General features: G+C 42.8%; 18 protein-coding genes. 5 read left to right on the top strand and 13 right to left on the bottom strand.

The features are described 5' to 3' along the window. Window positions 1-100: 100 nt before the first annotated feature. The 8 genes from msrA to ybeY all read right to left on the bottom strand — a co-directional run bounded on the left by msrA (window position 101) and on the right by ybeY (window position 8,292). Complete coding sequence (msrA, locus tag IPP77_07950) at window positions 101-763, bottom strand: peptide-methionine (S)-S-oxide reductase MsrA (GenBank protein ID MBL0309594.1); 663 nt, start codon at window positions 761-763, stop codon at window positions 101-103. 56 nt (window positions 764-819) lie between these two features. Then, window positions 820-2,088, bottom strand: coding sequence for a LysM peptidoglycan-binding domain-containing protein (locus IPP77_07945; protein ID MBL0309593.1), 1,269 nt, complete (start codon window positions 2,086-2,088; stop codon window positions 820-822). 78 nt (window positions 2,089-2,166) lie between these two features. Beyond that, window positions 2,167-2,805, bottom strand: a complete 639-nt coding sequence (locus IPP77_07940) for a class I SAM-dependent methyltransferase (protein ID MBL0309592.1) — start codon at window positions 2,803-2,805, stop codon at window positions 2,167-2,169. After that, window positions 2,805-3,347, bottom strand: coding sequence for an isopentenyl-diphosphate Delta-isomerase (idi, locus tag IPP77_07935; protein ID MBL0309591.1), 543 nt, complete (start codon window positions 3,345-3,347; stop codon window positions 2,805-2,807). Before idi ends, IPP77_07940 begins: the two co-directional genes overlap by 1 nt. A 10-nt stretch (window positions 3,348-3,357) precedes the next feature. Beyond that, window positions 3,358-3,879, bottom strand: a complete 522-nt coding sequence (locus IPP77_07930; protein ID MBL0309590.1) for a gamma carbonic anhydrase family protein — start codon at window positions 3,877-3,879, stop codon at window positions 3,358-3,360. A 251-nt stretch (window positions 3,880-4,130) separates the two neighbouring features. Further along, on the bottom strand, window positions 4,131-5,495 hold the full coding sequence (locus IPP77_07925) for an Ig-like domain-containing protein (GenBank protein ID MBL0309589.1): 1,365 nt from the start codon (window positions 5,493-5,495) through the stop codon (window positions 4,131-4,133). An 85-nt stretch (window positions 5,496-5,580) separates the two neighbouring features. Beyond that, window positions 5,581-7,485, bottom strand: a complete 1,905-nt coding sequence (gene mnmG, locus IPP77_07920; protein MBL0309588.1) for a tRNA uridine-5-carboxymethylaminomethyl(34) synthesis enzyme MnmG — start codon at window positions 7,483-7,485, stop codon at window positions 5,581-5,583. A gap of 273 nt (window positions 7,486-7,758) precedes the next feature. After that, entirely contained in the window at window positions 7,759-8,292 is a 534-nt protein-coding gene (gene ybeY / locus IPP77_07915; GenBank protein ID MBL0309587.1) for an rRNA maturation RNase YbeY, read from the bottom strand. Between the two features lie 811 nt (window positions 8,293-9,103). Between ybeY and xth the strand changes: the two genes are divergently transcribed. From xth to IPP77_07895, 4 genes are all read left to right on the top strand, one after another. Next, window positions 9,104-9,880, top strand: a complete 777-nt coding sequence (xth, locus tag IPP77_07910; protein ID MBL0309586.1) for an exodeoxyribonuclease III — start codon at window positions 9,104-9,106, stop codon at window positions 9,878-9,880. A 92-nt stretch (window positions 9,881-9,972) separates the two neighbouring features. Continuing rightward, a complete protein-coding gene (locus IPP77_07905; protein MBL0309585.1) occupies window positions 9,973-11,784 on the top strand; it encodes a hypothetical protein in 1,812 nt (603 codons plus the stop codon). Then, complete coding sequence (locus IPP77_07900) at window positions 11,781-13,349, top strand: hypothetical protein (protein ID MBL0309584.1); 1,569 nt, start codon at window positions 11,781-11,783, stop codon at window positions 13,347-13,349. The genes IPP77_07905 and IPP77_07900 overlap by 4 nt, the downstream gene beginning before the upstream one ends. A gap of 65 nt (window positions 13,350-13,414) precedes the next feature. Beyond that, window positions 13,415-13,828: an ATP-binding protein gene (locus IPP77_07895; protein ID MBL0309583.1), complete on the top strand. Its 414-nt coding sequence runs from the start codon at window positions 13,415-13,417 to the stop codon at window positions 13,826-13,828. A 6-nt stretch (window positions 13,829-13,834) separates the two neighbouring features. Here the strand turns inward: IPP77_07895 and IPP77_07890 are convergent, their stop codons facing one another. Further along, the gene (locus tag IPP77_07890) at window positions 13,835-14,461 is read right to left on the bottom strand and encodes a hypothetical protein (GenBank protein ID MBL0309582.1); all 627 of its coding nucleotides are present in this window, start codon (window positions 14,459-14,461) and stop codon (window positions 13,835-13,837) included. A 104-nt stretch (window positions 14,462-14,565) separates the two neighbouring features. On the opposite strand from IPP77_07890, the gene IPP77_07885 reads away from it, so the two are divergent. After that, the gene (locus tag IPP77_07885; GenBank protein ID MBL0309581.1) at window positions 14,566-15,906 is read left to right on the top strand and encodes a 3'-5' exoribonuclease; all 1,341 of its coding nucleotides are present in this window, start codon (window positions 14,566-14,568) and stop codon (window positions 15,904-15,906) included. Between the two features lie 20 nt (window positions 15,907-15,926). Here the strand turns inward: IPP77_07885 and IPP77_07880 are convergent, their stop codons facing one another. The 4 genes from IPP77_07880 to IPP77_07865 form a co-directional block, all read right to left on the bottom strand. After that, a complete protein-coding gene (locus IPP77_07880; GenBank protein MBL0309580.1) occupies window positions 15,927-16,769 on the bottom strand; it encodes a Bro-N domain-containing protein in 843 nt (280 codons plus the stop codon). Between the two features lie 42 nt (window positions 16,770-16,811). Then, window positions 16,812-17,450, bottom strand: a complete 639-nt coding sequence (gene tmk / locus IPP77_07875) for a dTMP kinase (GenBank protein MBL0309579.1) — start codon at window positions 17,448-17,450, stop codon at window positions 16,812-16,814. Between the two features lie 158 nt (window positions 17,451-17,608). Then, entirely contained in the window at window positions 17,609-18,400 is a 792-nt protein-coding gene (locus IPP77_07870; GenBank protein MBL0309578.1) for a nucleotidyl transferase AbiEii/AbiGii toxin family protein, read from the bottom strand. Then, window positions 18,397-19,221 carry a hypothetical protein gene (locus tag IPP77_07865; protein ID MBL0309577.1) on the bottom strand — a complete coding sequence of 275 codons (825 nt, stop codon included), beginning with the start codon at window positions 19,219-19,221 and terminating at the stop codon, window positions 18,397-18,399. The genes IPP77_07870 and IPP77_07865 overlap by 4 nt, the downstream gene beginning before the upstream one ends. Window positions 19,222-19,242 lie beyond the last annotated feature (21 nt).

Here is a 19,242-nt window from a genome sequence, read left to right as displayed (position 1 = left end):
ACAGTGATTAGATACGAGGCATTAGTATTGATAAACGGGGCATCGGCTATAAATATGTTTGTCGAACATTTAGGTCTAACAATCAGCAACTGGACACTAATTACTCCTTCTTCAGCTTATCTTTAAAGTACTTCTCAAACTTTTCAATTTTGGGTACAATGACAATAGAGCAATAAGAGTTGGAGCTTTTATTCTCGTTGTAGTAGTTTTGGTGATAGTCTTCGGCTTTGTAGAACGTGGTGAGTGGCACAATCTCGGTAACGATTGGTTTGGAGAAAGCTCCACTTTTATCCAGCCCGTTTTTGATGTCCTCGGCTACTTTTTTTTGTTCTTCGTTTTTATAGAAAATGACAGAACGATATTGAGTACCCACATCATTTCCTTGGCGGTCCACGGTGGTGGGGTCATGTGTTTTGAAAAATACTTCCAGCACTTGGGCCAGGGGTACCACATTGGCATCAAAAGTGATTTGCGTACATTCAGCATGGCCGGTCAGCCCCGAACAAACTTCTTTATAGGTTGGGTTAGCAATTTGTCCGCCTGAATAGCCCGATGCTACAGAAACCACTCCATTCAAGCGCTGATAGATGGCTTCGGTACACCAGAAACAACCGCCACCCAGCGTTACGGTATCTAATTTTGCTTGTTCACTCATCGTTGTTTTGTTTGGTTGAATAGTTGGCACCGGTTCCTGTTTTTGCTGTGCGCAGGAGTATATGCTAAAGATCAGTGCGAAAATAAAGGTTGGAAATAGATTTTTCATGAATTAGTTGACCTAATAGTATGCAAACGAAAATAGCATTACGCTAAGTTCTCTATTTATTGGGCAACTACCAGCGTTTGTCCCTCACGAATGTTCGTGTTGTCTAGTTTATTAAGAGCTTTTAACTGCTCTACCGACAAGTTGAACTTACGGGCTATCGAATATAGAGTGTCTGAAGACTGCACCTGATATTGGGAGTTTGTATTGTAGGGACTTGGGTTGGAGGTAGTGGTAGTTGCTTCTTGGGTATGCAGTGATTTAAGAAACTGTGCATAAGAAATGGTTCTTGGCGATGCCTTCCTCTTTTCTTGCAGTTGTACGGTTTCGCCGGCGGGAATCTGGTCATAGGCTTTCATCAAGTTCTTGGCATACAAATCTCTTAACCGGATGCCAAACTTCTGTGATACATCTCGCATACTCTCACCGTTTTTTAGCGTATAGTTTTTTTCTGCTCCTTTAGATTTCTTTGATTGGAGGAATATAAACTCACCTTCCTTGAATTTTTCATCCGGTGTCAGGTCGTTGAATTGCACTACTTGTTGATAGTACAGATCATAGTTCCAAGCAATCGTCAAGGGGTCTTCATCGCGGTGGGCAATCAATGCGCGCAAACCGTTTACGGTATATTCTGTTCTTGAGTTTTCGGTGGGTGTTGGCGGTTGTTCATTTTCTACTGCACCCAAAAATCGAATCTGGACTGTATCTTTTGTCACCGCTTGTTCGGTTGGTTTCGGGGTTTCTTTTTTGGCGAGCGCTTGCACGGGCTCAACCGGTGCGGGATAACTTGTTTTTTTGTTTTTGTTCTTGAGCGCAAGAATTCCTTCGCGGTCAAACTGGTCGAGGTGGTAGGTTTCAATCAGTTGAATGAGTATAGGCGCGTATTTTGGATTGGTGGCATAGCCAGCGGCTTTTAGTCCATTTGCCCAGCCTTTATAATCGTTGATTTGCAATTTGAATAAATCGGCATAGCGCGACCGGGTAACAAGAAAGTCAGAGTGGTCGGCATAGGAGGCCTCAGGATGTTCATAGACGCGGAAACATTCATCGGGTTCATCGTCGTTATGGTAATGTTTTTTCCCTTCCCAATCGGCTTTACACTTGATGCCAAAGTGGTTGTTGGATTTAGAGGCTAATGGAGAATTGCCGCTGTTGGATTCATGAATTCCTTGAGCGAGCGTGATACTGGCCGGAATGCCACAACGCACCATTTCCTGAATAGCGACGCCTTTATAGCGTTCAACATAATTCAAGACGTTTTGTTTTTGCTGGGCTTTGGGAATTAGCAAGGTGCCCATGAAGACGCAAAGTGTAATTAACCTAATCATAAACAGAGACTTTCTCAGGTACAAATGTACATGACCTGTTTTTATGTTTAACGGGGTTTATACTCTGAATATTGTGTATTAAACTGTTTTCCGTGCAATATTTAGTCCATCGCGCAGTGGCAGGATGAAGTTATGGACTCTACTATCTGCGGCCACTTTTTGGTTGTAGGCATCAATAGCGACGGTATCTTTGTCTTTCTTTGGTTCAACGACCTTGCCACTCCATAGTACATTGTCTGCGATGATGTAGCCACCGGTGCGGACTTTGTCAAAGACCAGGTCGTAGTATAGGGAATAATTGATTTTGTCGGCATCTATAAATACCAGATCAAAGGTTTCATCTAATTGCGGGATGATTTTTTTTGCATCGCCGATAAGGTGTGTGATCTTGTGTTGGAGATTGGCTTTGTGAAAATATTTTTCACACATGGCCTTCAACTCTTCATTGATGTCGAGGGTATAGAGTAAACCGTCTGAATGCAAACCTTTGGCGAGGCAGATAGCGGAGTAACCGGTGAAGGTTCCTATTTCCAGTATTCTTTTAGGTTGTAATAGCCTACTGAACATTTCGAGAAACTGGCCTTGTATGTTTCCAGAAAGCATTTGAGGCATCTGGATTTTCAGATGAGTTTCGCGCGATAGTTCGCGAAGAACTTCATCTTCATGTGCCGAGTAGAAGGCGATATAGTTTTCTATGTCATCTGAAAGTGGGAGCATCAGTTTGAGGGAGCCAATTCGCGCTTTTTCATTTCGTTTAAAATGATTTTGAACCAGAACGAGTATTGTTCGGGATGTTGCTCCATATCGTGATTCAACTCACTCATAGTTAACCATTTGGTGGCATGAATTTCTTCTTTGTTGAAATTGAACTCCTCATTATATGTACCGATGAACACCGTGTCTAACTCATGTTCGGTCAGCCCACTGGAGGCATCGTGAGCCTTATAAATGAAATGGAAGGCCTCTTTCAGTGGTGTTTTAAATCCTAACTCTTCAAATAATCTGCGTTCAGCAGCCTGCTGAAAGGTTTCGCCTTGGCGAGGATGGCTGCAACAGGCATTGCTCCAGATTCCTGCCCAGTGATATTTGGTCAATGCTCTTTGCTGTATCAGCATTTCTCCTTTTTGATTAAATACTATGACGCTGATGGCGCGATGTAGCAAACCCGTCTTGTGTGCTTCCAGTTTCCCCATATAGCCAAGAACGTTATTCTCGTCGTCAACCAGTACTACCTCTTCTTCCTTTGGTAAGTCTTCCATGTTTTTCTTTCTATTTCTTTTTTCTAAACCAATCCGAATACATCACATAGTTATTGCTGATACGCTCAATGAGACATTTGAATTTTTCCTGATCTACCAGCTTTGTTTTCTTAGCGGGAACACCAGCATATATTGTGCCGGGTTCTACGACGGTATTTTCCAGTACTACAGCACCGGCTGCGATAATTGAGTTTTCGCCGATGATGGCATTGTCCATCACGATGGCACCCATTCCGATAAGCACGTTGTCGTGAATGGTGCACCCATGTACTATTGCTCGGTGCCCGATTGAAACGTTGTTCCCGATGTTGGTCGGAGATTTTTGGTAAGTGCCATGAATAATGGCTCCGTCTTGCACGTTTACTTTGTTGCCCATTTTTATGTAGTGAACATCGCCACGTACGACGGACGTGAACCAGACGCTGCAATCGTTGCCCATCACAACATCGCCGACCACCGTAGCGTTGTCAGCTAGAAAACAATTATTGCCAAATTTAGGCGCTACACCATTTACCGGAAGAATCAAGGCCATGGTGCAAGATTAAAACTTTACTTCTACATCCAAATCCCAACCACCTTTTAATTGGTAAGTATCTTTGAAAGTGAAAATTTTTTCGGGTTGAATTTTATTTTTGAAATCACCAGTATCCCATTTGCCATTTCCATTTTGGTCGTCAAATACTTCCGCACGATAGCTGCCCGCCGGATAATTTTCGAGCGTTACTTTTTTTGTTTCGAGGTTGTGAAAGGGAATTTCTTTGACTACTTCATGTTCTCCTCTTATTAATTGAAAAATATAATTGGATTGGCACCGGTGGTCATCAAAGTCAGATGTATGTTTCCATACTCTGATTTGGTGTTGGTACGAAAGTGATAGGTGGTTGCATAGTTCCATGTGCCATAAATATCCTGAAAGGAAGAATCGGGAATGAGTAAAGTATAATCGGTGTTTTCCTTTTTTTGAAAATCGGCGGTTAGGAAGGTTTTGCTTTGCTCATCGAGTTTGAAGTTTGGTGTGACTACTTTTTTAGTCGAATCCTCTAAAATCTGAAGGACTTTAGAGGCGTTTATTTTCGATATAGGACGCGAGAAATTTATTTTAAGCGGCTTATAAAGCTCTTGAATGGTTATTTCACGGAGGCTTTCTTTGGATGTTTGGGGCCTAATCTGTTGCGCAGTAAGGCTTAACGCATTGGTCTTCTTTTGAAACATTGAATCCTTGGCGATATTTTGCAATTCGATTCTCACGGTGTCGAGTAGGCTATCATTTGCCACGGGGAACAGGGTAATATTATTGCTGTAATAGTCTGCAAGCCAATAGTTTACAGTGTCTTTTGTGTTGTTGAAATACCAGAAGTCGGAGGATGGTACGCCTTGATATGTTAGATTAAATGAATTGATTGGGGCAGAATAAACAAATTGTACTAAACCGGGATTTATTGACTTAGCACGAATAAATGCCACTTTTTTGTTAGCGGCTTCAAATGCAACCAGATTCATTTTGGCATGGCTGCTGTCAGTGAGGTGTAGAATCGTATCTTGGAAGCCAATTAGTTCATTTGGCTGATCATAGATGTAATTGAAGTTTTGATCTTTGAGTGCATAGATCTGATAATCACCCCATTTTATATTTCGAATTTGGTATTCGCCAGATTTATTGGTTTTTGAGAAGTAATATGGCTTGTTGGTAAGTATGCCATCATTCATTTCGGCAGGATAAAGGGTAACGAGTACTCCTTCTGCAGGACTATTGTCTTTTGCTAGGGTTATCTTCCCGCTTACTTCCTGAGAATCTATGTATTCGCCTGTTGAAAATACATAAGTAAAGTTGGGAGATATGTTACTTTCGTTTACATCTTTGATATCATCGCCGAAATTGATGGTATAGGTGGTGTTGGCTCGAAGAAGACTTTTTAGTTTTATCTTCAATTTTTTACCTGATACCTTGTAATCCGGATTTCTGTCAAGTGGAGGTGAAATTAACGTTTGTGCAAAACCGGAGGACTGGATAAATTCATTGAAAGTAATTTCGATTTTGTTCGATTGAAAGCGGACTGATTTGTTCGGCGGATCTATTTTGCGGGCTTCTGGGGGACTTTCATCCTTTTTTCCTCCCTGCGGAGTGCTCTCCTGTGCACAGTGCGTCATGCTCAGAATGCACCCGAATAGGATTGCTCTATTAAGTAAACGATTCGCTTTATTCTTCCAAATTTGTGATGCCAACTCTATACTTTTATCTGCCCATGTGTACCATCAGGACTGAAACATCTGCTGGGGAAACTCCACTGATTCTACTGGCCTGACCCAAAGAGGATGGTTTAATTTGTGCGAGTTTTTGCCTGGCTTCCATAGATAGAGCTTTCAGTCGTGTATAATCAAAATCGGTATCCAGACGGATATCTTCTAGTTTATTCATTTTGTTCACCAGTTCGACTTCTTTCTCGATGTAGGCCTCGTACTTCATTTCAATTTCGACAGACTCTATGAATTCGGGGTCATAGGGAGATAGGAACTTAGCTACGGCGGGCAGAACTTTACTTAATATTTTTACATCCATTTGAGGGCGTGAAAGTATCTTATCCAGCTTAATTTTCTGGCTGAGTAAGGCGGTTCCAGCTTCTTCCAACGCATGATTTACCTCCGAGGGCTCTACCCCGTGAGTAGAGAAAAAGGCTCGAATTTCTTTCATGGCCTTCTTCTTGTCTTTTACTCGGTCATATCGTTGTTGATCGGCTAAACCCAGACTGTGTCCCAGTTCGGTGAGGCGTAGATCTGCATTGTCCTGACGAAGCAGAATACGGTATTCGGCACGGCTAGTAAACATGCGATAGGGCTCTTCGGTCCCTTTGGTTATCAGGTCATCTATCAATACTCCAATATAGGCGTCCGATCTCTTTAGAATTAGTGCCTCCTTCTCTTGAGCTGATCTATGGGCGTTTATCCCCGCCATCAAACCCTGACAAGCTGCCTCTTCATATCCGGTAGTCCCGTTTATCTGCCCGGCAAAGAACAGGCCTTTCACTAGTTTAGTTTCTAGGGTACTTTCTAATTGGGTAGGGGGGAAATAGTCATATTCTATAGCATATCCCGGTCGGAACATCTTCATATTCTCGAAGCCGGCCACCTCCTTTAGTGCCTTATATTGTACCGCTTCTGGAAGCGACGTAGAGAAGCCATTCACGTATATCTCTATCGTATCCCATCCTTCCGGCTCCACAAAGAGCTGATGCCTTTCTTTGTCGGCAAAGCGATCTATTTTGTCCTCTACCGAGGGGCAATATCGAGGCCCCAGACCTTTTATTCTGCCTGAAAACATAGGAGATTGGTCGAAACCTGTGCGTAGGATGTCGTGAACTTTTTGGTTGGTATAGGTAATATGACAGGGGAGTTGCGACTTCATCTTCCTAGCTCCTTCTATGTGGAGCTTAGTAGCCGTAAAGGGATTCATGCCTTTCTTGAAAGAGAAGCCAGTTACCTCCTCGTCCCCATATTGAATTTCCATTTTTGAATAGTCTAGGCTTCTACCATCTATTCGCGGAGGTGTTCCGGTTTTCATTCTTCCGGCTTCAAAGCCTAATTCTACGAGTTGTTCTGTGATGCCATGTGCAGCCTTCTCACCTGCTCGGCCTCCGCCAAATTGTTTTTCTCCGATGTGTATGATGCCGTTCAAAAAGGTTCCGTTGGTCAAAACCACTGTTTTTGCTTCAATGTTTATCCCCATCGAAGTACGGATTCCGCACACTTTTCCGCCCTTAACTAACAGTCCACTAACCATTTCTTGCCAGAAATCCACATTTTTAGTGCCTTCTAACATGGTTCTCCACAGAGTTGCAAACATCATTCGGTCGTTCTGCGTTCTGGGGCTCCACATAGCGGGACCCTTTGAGCGGTTCAGCATGCGGAACTGGATCATGCTTTTATCGCTCACAATCCCAGAATATCCTCCCAGAGCATCTATTTCACGGACAATTTGCCCCTTGGCTATTCCGCCCATTGCCGGATTGCAACTCATTTGGGCAATGGTTTGCATGTTCATGGTGACCAGAAGCACCGAGCTGCCCAGATTTGCTGCTGCCGTTGCTGCCTCACAGCCTGCATGGCCGGCACCCACTACTATAACGTCATATTGTTTGAACATACTTTATCCGGGTTCTGCCCTCTCTCAGATAGAGCAGGCCAGCGGTATTTTATTTGCTTGGTGCAAAGATAACGGGGTATTTAAGATTTGTGATTATGGTAGGAAGATTTAAAATAGCCCAATATGTTCTACGTGGAACGGATTTTAGTTGCTAATTGTGAGTTGTTTGTTGTTGGGAAACACTCATTATATTTGTGTTCCATGTGGAACATCGTGTAAAACACTGTGGCATAGGGTGTTATCTATGCTTTGTGCTTTCTTTCGTGCTACCAGCTAATTGTAATCCGCAAACCAGAGAAGCCATTTCTCCTCCATTTTCCTCATTTCTTTCTTTTGCTTCACGGTTTTGTCTTTGTAACCCAATAAATGAAGTACCCCGTGGAATATGACTCTTAATAGCTCACTTTCAAAGTTTTGATTGGGGGGGGTAGAGCGCTTGGCTCCAGATGGAGGGTTGCGCATATTTGCTTCCAATTTTAAATCAGCAACTTTGGTCTGCTCAAACTTCAAACTGTTTTCTTTCACCCGATCCACGCTTATATATATTTCAGAAACTAACGACTGTTCGTCTCTTGTCTTAGCGTCTCCTTTCTCACTTAGATCAAAGGTGATGATATCCGTATAATAATCATGCTTTAGGAATCGGTGGTTGATGTTGAGCAGATAATCGTCGCTGCAAAAAATGAAATCTAAAGAGCCGATTTGATAATTTGATAATGTGGTAATTTGATAATGAATGAATCGCTGTATCTTTCTCTTTTGTTTTAAAGAAAAACGAATGTCAGCATTATGAAATTGGATTGGCATCTATTGGTCTGAGGCAAAAGTAACAGAGCTTGACTATAATTCAAGCGTTGAGGCCCTCGGCAAATTGGTTGAAACCCAAACGCTAAGGACCTGGTTTTTGCTATTCGGTACCGAATAGCCGCTAACAGGGACATGTCTCTTGCTAACGGGTACCGAATAGCCACGAGTAGGCACCTGTCTTCTTCTAACAGGGACCGAGTAGCTACGAACAGGGACCTATCTCTTGCAAACAGGTACCGAATAGCTGCTAACAGGGACCTGTCTCTTACTAACTGGGACCGAATAGCTGGAGATGGGTACCGAATAGCAAAGGATCGGTCAAAAATGGAAAGGGAGGTGGACAATTTGACTTTCGCTAAGGGATGAAAATGAAAAGGACAAGGTTCTGTGAATTACACACAATGGATGGAAGAAGCCAAAATTCACGAAACAGAAAATGTTTCTTTCCTTGCTCATATACCTGACTCTAAACTTGAACGGAAACTGAGCGTTGTGCGCGAGTAGATGAATCTGGCCGGAAAAAATAAACAAGAGGATGCCGTTCAACTACTCAAAATCTGGGAACGGCGAATTATCGAAGCTCGCGTAATTAAACTTTAACAACATCCCGAAAAAAATGCGCTCAGTGAAATAGAACTTAAGGAACTGTAAATCTGCGGGCTTGTATGTTTAGAGTTGATAGATAGCTTAGATTTTAATTAAAACTGGCGCAGTTGGAATTTTCTATTTTGAATCCAATATAGATGAGTAGTTCTAAAGCAGCCATAGACCTGTACACATAATTTCTATTTTTGGCACTTACCGCAAAACCATGTCCGAATTAAAAGTTATATCCTACAATGTAAACGGCATCCGCTCCGCCATGACCAAGGGTTTTGGTCAATGGCTGAAAGAAGCCAATCCCGACGTGATTTGTTTGCAAGAGACCAAGGTACATATTGATGATTTCGACCCCAAGCCTTTTGAGGACTTGGGCTATCACTGCTTTTTGTTTGATGCAGCGAAGAAGGGATACAGCGGGGTCGCGGTGTTTTCAAAAATTAAACCCGACAAAGTGGTTTACGGTTGCGGTATCAAGAAGTATGATGACGAAGGAAGAAATGTACGTATAGACCTTGGTGATCTCAGCATCATGAGTACCTATTTCCCCAGCGGCACCACCGGTGATGAACGTCAGGCGGTGAAGATGCAGTACCTCGATGATTTTTTCAATTTCATTCACGATTTGCAAAAGGATCGGAAGAAGATGCTTATCGCCGGCGACTATAATATATGTCACCGAGAGATAGATATTCACAATCCCATCAGCAATAAGGACAGTTCAGGTTTCAAACCGGAGGAGCGCGCTTGGATGGAGAAATATTTCAACTCCGGTTTTATAGATACCTTTCGGTATTTCCATCCCAAAGAAGCACATCAATATTCATGGTGGAGTTTTCGCGCCAATTCACGTGCTAACAATAAGGGCTGGAGAATTGATTACATAGCCGCTACAAAAAACTTAGAGAAAAACCTCCTCGAATCAGCCATATACCAACAAGTGAAACACAGCGATCACTGTCCGGTGTATTGCAAACTGAAAATCTGAAATTGAATACGACTCCAATCCTCTTGTGAGTTAAAATTCATCAACGCAACAAACATCCCGATAAGTCGTTCTATATTTGAGCGATCTACACCATGCAAGAATCTTCGTCATATAGTGCCCTAATTGAAAAGCTCGACCAGTTTATTCGTAAATATTATACGAACCAACTGATTCGGGGTGCAATATTTTCGGCTGTTTATATTCTGGCCTTTTTTCTGGCTATCAACCTGTTGGAGTATTATTTCTACCTTCCTACATTATGGCGTAAGTTGCTATTCTTCGGCTTTTTGCTTTCCTCCACGATAGTTACTGCCACCTACTTTTTATCTCCGGTGCTACGCTATTACCGGCTAGGCAAAATCATTTCGTATGAACAGGCTGCTGAAATTGTCGGCACACATTTTACGGAGGTGAAAGATAAACTATTGAATATTCTACAGTTGCGCCACTCTGCCGAATCACAGCCGCAGGCCGAATTACTCTTAGCCGCCATTGACCAAAAGGCAGTAGAACTTAAACCCATTGACTTTTCTTTTGCCGTTGATTTGAGCAAGAACAAAAAGTATCTCAAATTCCTCGCTCCACCGGCACTGCTGTTTCTTTTTATCATCATCGCCGCACCTAATGTGATTAAGGAGGGTACTAAGCGCCTCTATCACAACGACACCTTTTATGAAAAGCAGGCGCCGTTTCAGTTTCTGATTCAGAACAAAGATTTGAAAGCGCTGCAGTTTGAAAACTTTACGCTCGAAGTGAAAGTAGACGGCGATGCCCTGCCTGCCGAAATATATGTAGAGTCAGAGAAGAACATCGTCCGGATGAAAAAGAAAGACAAGAACTGGTTCACCTATGAATTTATAAATCTACAACAAGCCATGCCTTTTCGTTTGACAGCCAATGGGTTTCATTCTAAAGAATACATGTTGGATGTGGTTTCTAAACCCCTGGTCGCCGGTTTTGAAGTAAGTTGTGATTATCCTGCATACACCGGCAAACAGGATGAAATATTGAAGAACGTCGGCGATCTGGTGATTCCTGCGGGCACTAAGCTCTCCTGGAGATTCAATACTTTGAATGTAGAGAATATCACTTTGATGCTTGGAGATTCTATGTATTCATTAAAGCGCAGCGGCGCCTCAGAATTTATTTTTTCCAAAACCTTTTTGCAGAGTGTTTCTTATACGGTCCGCGCAGCTAATAAAAATGTTCAAAATGCTGAAGCAGTTAGCTATTCGCTGAATGTGACTCCCGATTTATATCCGGTCATCGCCATCGAAGAGAAAAATGATTCTGCCACACAAAAATATTTCTATTATGTAGGGGAGATTTCAGATGATTATGGATTACAGAATTTGACTTTTAACTATCAAATCACCCGTGCCGACTCATCATCTTCCGCTTTGAAAAGTCTAAATATTTCTTTCGCCAGAGGTGTTTCTGCCCGCTTCACCTATTACTGGTCACTGTCTGACTTCTTGATAAAGCCGGGCGACAAAATGAGCTACTATTTTGAAGTCTGGGATAACGACGGTATCCACGGAAGCAAGTCCGCTAGGAGCAGCATGATGAATTTTGACATGCCAACGCTGAATGAACTAAACAAAGAGCTGTCAAAAGAAAGTAAGGAGTTGAAGCAGGATATGAAAGACGCGATGAAAAAAGCAGCGGCGGTGAAGAATGATTTGCAACAGATGAAGGACAAGTTGCTTGAAAAACAAAATCTGAACTGGGAAGACAAGAAAAATATTTCAGAGAATATTGAAAAGCAGAAGGAACTGCAACAGCAATTGGAGGAGATGAAAAATAAAATGGAACAGAACTTTGAAAAACAGAATGAGTTCAAAGATGTGAATCCACAGATTGCCGAAAAACAAAAAAACTTGCAGAACTTTTTGATCAGGTGATGAACAAGGAAATGAAAGAGCTGTATGAAAAACTGCAGAAGATGTTGGAGGAATTGCAGAAGCGCGATGCCATTGAAAAGATGGACGATATGCAGGCCAGTTCAGAAAAATTGGAAAAAGAATTAGACAGAATGCTCGAACTCTTTAAGAAGATGGAGTTTCAACAGAAGCTAGAAGAGACCGCCGATAAGCTACAGAAGTTGGCAGAAAAACAGGAAGAGTTGGCGAACCAGACCGAGAAAAATCAGGATGCTAAAAACCCGAATGATGTAAAAGATCAGAAAGCGCAGGAGCAGTTGAAAGAACAGCAAGATAAACTGAGCGAAGGTTTGAAAGAGGCCAAGAAGGATTTGAGTGATTTAAAAAAGCTGAACGAAGAATCAAAGAGCAAACAGGATTTCAAGGAGGCGGAACAGAGTATGGATAATGCAGAAAATCAACAAAGCGATGCGGAGCAGAGCATGGGTGCCAAACAAAACGCCAAAGCCTCGAAAAGCCAGAAGAGTGCTGCCAGCAATATGAAGAACGCAGCCAAAAAACTGTCGGACATGAAGTCGAAGATGGAGGAAGAACAGGAAGCGGAGGATATGCAGGCCATTCGACAGTTGCTCGAAAATATTGTTCGTCTGTCTTTCGACGAAGAAGGGTTGATGAAAGCGGTAAAGCAAACCAGCATCAATACTCCTAAATATGTGGATCTGATGAAGGAACAGCAGCGCATCCGCGAAAATTCAAGAATGGTGGAGGACAGCCTCTACGCAGTGGCGCGCCGACAAGAGTCTATTAAATCTTTTGTCACCAAAGAGATTACCGGTATCAATAAGTATCTCGCCAGAGCTATTGACGATATGCAAGACCGGAACGTACCTCGTGCTATGAGCAACCAACAGTTTGTGATGACCGACTATAATAATCTGGCGCTGATGCTCAGCGAGGCGTTGCAACAGATGCAGATGAACCAAAGCGAAAGCAATAAACCAAGCGATGGCAAACCCAAGATGTGCATGAAATGCAAAAAGCCCGGTAATGGTTTGCCTAACCTATCTAAGATGCAAAAACAGTTGAGCGATAAAATGTCGCAGATGGCGGAAATGATGAAGAAGCAAGGGCAAGGACAAAAGCCTGGAGATGGTATGAGTAAGGAGTTTGCGCAGATGGCCCAGATGCAGGCACAGATTCGCCGCGAACTGGAAAAAATAAATCAGCAAGAAAATAAAGATGGGAAAAATGCACTCGGCGATTTGGGCCAAACCGCCAAACAAATGGAAGAGACAGAAAAAAACCTCGTCAACAAACAACTGACCACCGAAATGCTGCGCCGCCAACAGGATATCATGACCAAATTGCTCGAAGCGGAAAATGCACAACGCGAGCGCGATGAAAAACAAGAACGCGAATCTCATACTGCTCGTGAAACGGATAGAAAAATTCCCCCTTCCATTGAAGAGTACCTGAAAGCGAAGCGCAGTGAAGTGGAGTTTTATAAAACGGTTCCCCCCGAACTGATTCCGTATTACCGCAATCTGGCTGAAAAGTATTTCAGAAACATAACGGCACCGAACTAATATCTAATGGCTTGCATATACCAAGTGCATTTCTATTTTTGTAAAAACAAAATATCAGCGAAAGCATGACTACAGTAACTTCCAAAACCATTAAGGTTGCTTCCAAAGCAGAAAACATCACCGTTGTCGAAAAGTTTATTGATGAAATGCAGGCTGAACTGAACATCGGTGGAGATGTGTATGGCAACATCCTCATCTGCCTGACCGAAGCAGCCAACAACGCCATGCTACACGGCAACAAAGCCGACCCCAATAAAATTGCTGAAATCTCCTATGAATTGGATTCGCGCGGTAAGAACCTGACTTTCATTGTTAAAGATCAGGGACCTGGTTTTGACCACAACACTCTTCCAGATCCAACGGCTCCTGAAAACTTAGAGCGCACTAGTGGGCGCGGTGTTTTCTTAATGATGCAATTAGCCGATATGGTGGTGTTCTCTGATAACGGTGCAACCGTAGAACTACAGTTCAAAATTTAAGGAGGGTTAATTAAACTTACCCACGCGGATAAAGATAATTCCTCCCATTCCGCTCATGTCTTTGCTTTTCAAAGTTCCCAGATGGCAGCCGATGGCGGCGTTATATCTCAGGCCGATGCCCACATGGAAATAAGGAGAAGCATGATAGGTGCCATATACTGCTGGAATAATCATTCCAAAATCAGAACGCCCGCGGTGGGCGGTATCTACTGCATAGCGTGCCATGGCCCAGCCACCGCTGATTTCGGGTTGTAGGGAAAAGGTTTTATCATGAAAAAAAATATATCCAAAACCCAGTCCGGCAAAATGATGAATCAGGGGGATGGGCGTGCTACTCATACCTGGCTCTACATACCTCTGTATGTCATTCTGGCTACTCATCGTATGATATTTGGCGCCGACTACAAACCGGTGCTGAACCACCCAATTCAAACTGAAGCCGAGATGAAAACCTACCTTATTCACTAATAGTTGAGAAATATTGCCTTCGGCAGCGAGATAAGCTCCACTGTGAAATTTTTTGGCTTTCAGGAAGGGTTCGGCTTTGGAGGTATCTTCTGTTATGACCTGTGCACTCAGAGAGCAGGCACCTAGCATCAGGAAGAAAAAGAGAATTTTGGAAAGGTTTTTCACCCCACGATGATAAAAAATGTTTTTGGCAATCTATAAGAGACAAATGTCCGGAGAAGGCTACCTACCCCTTGCCTCCCACACCATTTTATATATTTTCACGCCGCATGTATGCCATTATTGATGTGGAAACCACCGGCGGCAGCCCCTCTTTAGATCGGGTAGCCGAAATCGCTATTGTGGTTTTTGATGGAAAGGAAATCAAAGAAATATTTTCTACGCTCATCAATCCCAAAAGGCTTATTGACCCTTATGTAACCAGGCTGACGGGCATCACCAATGAAATGGTGAAGAATTCGCCCACCTTTGAGGACGTTCATGAAAGGATTCTGGAACTGACGCACGAAAACATTTTCGTTGCGCATAATGTGAAGTTTGATTTCGGCATGTTGCGACAGGAATTTCGCCGTATTGGCATTGACTTTAATCGCAAGCAAATGGATACGGTCAACCTGGCGCGGAAGGTCTTGCCCGGTCACAATTCATACAGTCTTGGCAACATCTGCGAAAGCGTAGGCATTGATATTTCTGATCGTCATCGCGCACTGGGCGATGCCAAGGCTACGGTTAAACTATTAGAGGTAATTTTAGGTTTTCCTGCCTCTGCCAAATACATGGAAGTGGAGTTGAACCACGGTATTGATGCCGATTTGTTGCCTCCCTATTTGTCGAAAGCAGAGATTGAAAAACTACCCGAAGATGCGGGGGTATTCTATTATAAAGACGAGGTAGGGAAGATTCTCTATCTGGAAGGAACGAAAAGTATTCGTCGGAAAGTCATCAATGATTTTTCCAGTCCGTCTAATCACCCGGAGCGCTTACGTATGTTTGAGCTGATGCGGCATATTGATTACGAACTATCCGGCAACGAACTTATCGCCAAAGTCTTTGCCCACCGCGAAATCACTGCCCATGAACCGGAGTTCAATAAAAAGCAGCACATCACGCCCTACACCCACGGCATCTATCTTGAAATAGATGAGCAAGATTTTGCACAGTTGAAAATTCACTCTATCACTTCGGACCGAATGGGCGATATGTTGAAATTTTCGTCCAAAGCATCGGCCAACAAGGTGTTGGCCAAAATCATCCGCGAAAGCAACCTGTATCCTTGGTTTGCGTTGCGCTCCAAAATGAAGGAGAATGGAATAGACACAAACTCTCTGAAGAACTACAATCATCATATAGAAAAGGCGCTGAAAAAATATCTCTACAAACAGCCCAACTTTTTCATTATTGGCCAGGGCATACATCCCGATGATCACTCGGTAGTTTGGGTAGAAAACAATAGTTACAAAGGCTATGGATATTTCAATCCCGAACTGACGGAGGCAAAGCCGGAAATTTTAAAGGAAGTAATCAAGCCCGGCGAAGACGATAACGAAATCCAAAAAATAATCCGTCAGCAACTCAGAAAGCAGAAGGATGTGAAGCTCTTGGTGTATTAGGCGACTGTGGGGTAGAGAAATTATTTTTTTAACTTTTTCGTTTCGGCACTAGGCTTTAGACCCTTAGCATTTAAGGGGCTTACAATTTTTCTTCCGCTTTTGGCTTCAATCGCCTTTCTTGTATTGCCGGCGATGGTGCCGCCCTGCATGGCAATAACTTTATTTTCATCGAGATTTTTCGGTTTCTTTTCTTTCGAGATCTCTGTAGTAGTTGCTTCTGCCAGCATATTCAATACCAACTCTAAATTGGTCATATTATCGCGCAGGTTTTCCTTTTTCAAATTCTTATGTTGCTTGTATTGTTGCACCGTTTTGCCACTCCAGGCGCGGGTGATAATATCCGTAAGGCTGGCAAATTCTTGTCCTTTCTTCACCCCCCGGTTTTCCCATTCATCAGTCAGCTCCTTACGGACCTCAATGCTCTTTAGGCGTTGGTTAATCCATTCTTTGCTATAACCAAGCTTCAAATAATTTTCCATAGCCCGGTCAATGCTTATTTCCGGGTCTTGAGATTCTTCAATTCTTTCATAACCAACCTGTGCCAGCCATTGTTTAAAAGGTTCTGCCTTGGGCGAAGGAATGGATTGAATTAACCGCAATAAATTGGGAGTATCCAAACAATCAGTTGCGTACTTTTTCCCATCTGCTGCTTCAAATTTCAGTTGTACGATATTTTCGTACAACTGACTCCCTTCCGTAGTAAGTTTCTTTTTTAAATCGCTCCAATAGCGTTTTGGGATGCTGCTACCAGTTAATATCTCAATGACATCAATCACAGAGAAATACCATATTTCAGCGTCCTCATCCCAATGGGTGCGGACTGTTTTGGATTTGAATAATTTGATGTTACTCATTGAGCGAATTTACCCTTAAACCTGTACTGTTTAAATGAAAATCCAAAATAACTATCGCGCCTTCGTCGTCACCCCGAGCTGGGCAACTTCCTTCCAGATATCTTTGGCAATCTCTTCCGGCGGTCGGTCACCATCTATAGTGAAAATATTTTCCTTGAACTTCAACCGTTCAAAGGCTTCCAGATATTTATCGCGCACGCTCCGCAGATTCTCCGTCGTTTCATAAAGCTCCATAGAACTACGCCCGTCTATCAGGCGCTGCATACTGACCTCCGGCGAAATGTCAATGTAGATATTCACGTCTGGCCGAAGTAAATCAGCACTCAATGAGTTGGCTTCTATCACCCAGTCCAAAGACATGTGGGTGCCATGATAGGCATAGGACGAAAAATAATAACGGTCTGTAATGACCGTATAGCCCTCCTCCATCTTTTTCAGTATTCCGTTGGTCTTGTTCAGCAAATGATCTAAGCGGTCAGCGACAAAAAGTCCGGCAATGGTCCGGTGGTCCGCTTCCATCTGGTGCTTTAAAATATCTCTAATCATTGAGCCGATTGGGCTGTCCGTAGGTTCCGAAGTGACATACACCCTATGGCCTTCCTTCTTCAGTTGGTCGCTCAATAGTTTTACCTGTGTGCTTTTGCCGCTTCCGTCAATGCCCTCAAAGGCTATAAATAGGTTTTTCTTCATGCTGTTCTGCCTGCTAATAAGGTTTCAAAGATAGGGTTTAAATGGTTGTTTGTAAACACTGGAGGTAGTAAAGGGCTTAGGGCAAGGGGAATAGAGAGGATTTGGATGCGGCATAGAAAAAGTATAGATGTCCATTGGTTGTTTTCTAAGTAGCGGGCTCACATTCGCTCAACTAAAGTTCTTGTAACCGTTTCAAACGCTTCTTCATGATTATACTTTTCATCAGGCCGAAGCAAAGCAACCGTATCGCCTAAAAACTCTGTGTCTGTTTTCTTGTCTTCCATATTCATCTGAAATTCTTTCTTACTTGGAATCGGCTTATCCAAAGAGAACTTCATGTATTCCTTATAACATTGAATAATCAAATCAGGATTAACATCAACAGTCTTTAGTGCTTTCCATAAGTCATATAAATCTCTGCCCTTCCGTCTTTGAAATAAAGCCCACAACTTTGTTCCCAATAGTTCTTCAAGCTGGTAAGTAGTTAGCTCACATTTTCCGCTGAACCAGGTTGATGTTACTTCAAAAGATTTTTTCTCCCAGCCAAGAACGGCAAAATGCTCTCGGCAATTTGTTTCTACTTTCAGCCGAAGGGAAACGATTGGCGAAAACTCCGAATCAAATCTGAATTTCATAGTGGCCATGGTCTCTCCCACTTCAACCTTGGCTTTGCCGACAAAGGATAATGCTGCTCGCAGGTGGTCAATAATTTCTCCGAACGAACCCGCTTTTATTTGCACCAAATCAATGTCCTCAGAATATCTCGGTTGAGGTTGCAAGAATAATTTGTGTATAGCGGTTCCTCTCCGGAACGCCAAACGGTCAGCAAGAAATTTGTCACTGAAAATTTCCACCAATGCCCTGCAAAGAACCAAGTCTTGCTCTACTTGCTCATTGGCCTGCCAGGGAACTTTATTGCTCCACTCTGTTATGTATGCCTGTGGTATCATGAATCTCCGTCTATTTCAGCGTTCACCATCATTTTCCATTTTTCGTTTATTCTTTCCGGACTCTTTTTCCCCGATGCTTTAAGAGGAATTAGGTAAAATTTAATTCTTGCTTTTTTGCAGAGGGACAATAGTTTGTCTGCCAAATCTTTTCGGCCCAACACCTCATCCAATACGAAACCCAGCCTTTGCAGCGAGGAAACACTGGCATAGTTGACCACTTCCTGCTTCACATCGCTTTTTTTTAAGGGTTCTACCAAATCCCGGATGACCGTGGACGCTCGGTTAAGTCCACCAATTTTTTTTTCGTAACTAATCAAGTCTAAAGCCGTCAGCAATGGATTTGAAACATAGATGTATCCGGTTTCGGTTTTTCTTTTTTCAATTAAAACGTCCGGCGGAAATTGTCGGGTGCTGATGTAGTTTATCTTGATTCCCTTTCTGCTGGTAGCCCGCAACACCGGATATTCGGTCACAATAAAATATTCTTGCGGCTGCTGATGTGATGAACCATTGAGCACTGCGGCATTCAAAAGAGCCACATAATATTTTCGTTCCAAAAATTTCATCAATCCGTCAATGAATAGGGCGGGCGGTAAAATTCCTTTGGAAGCATACTGCGGAGGGACAATCACATAGTAGCCTTTGAATACGGAAACAACTTTCCCTTTTTCTGATAAACGGTCAAGCACCCGCTTCAAAGCTGTTTCGCTATCTTGCTTAAAAGCTTTTTTAAGCTCCGCCAGGCTGAACGTCAACTTGCCTTTTGACTGGCAAACTTCAACCCAATACTCTAAACGTTTGTAATTGCTATCAGAAATCATCTGAGATAATTTTTGCGAAAG

This window comes from Bacteroidota bacterium (assembly GCA_016722375.1).
In the GTDB taxonomy this organism is placed as follows: Bacteria; Bacteroidota; Bacteroidia; order Chitinophagales; family LD1; genus Bog-950.
The sequence above is the reverse complement of the archived record's forward strand: the minus strand, read 5'-3'. Positions and strand labels throughout refer to the sequence as shown.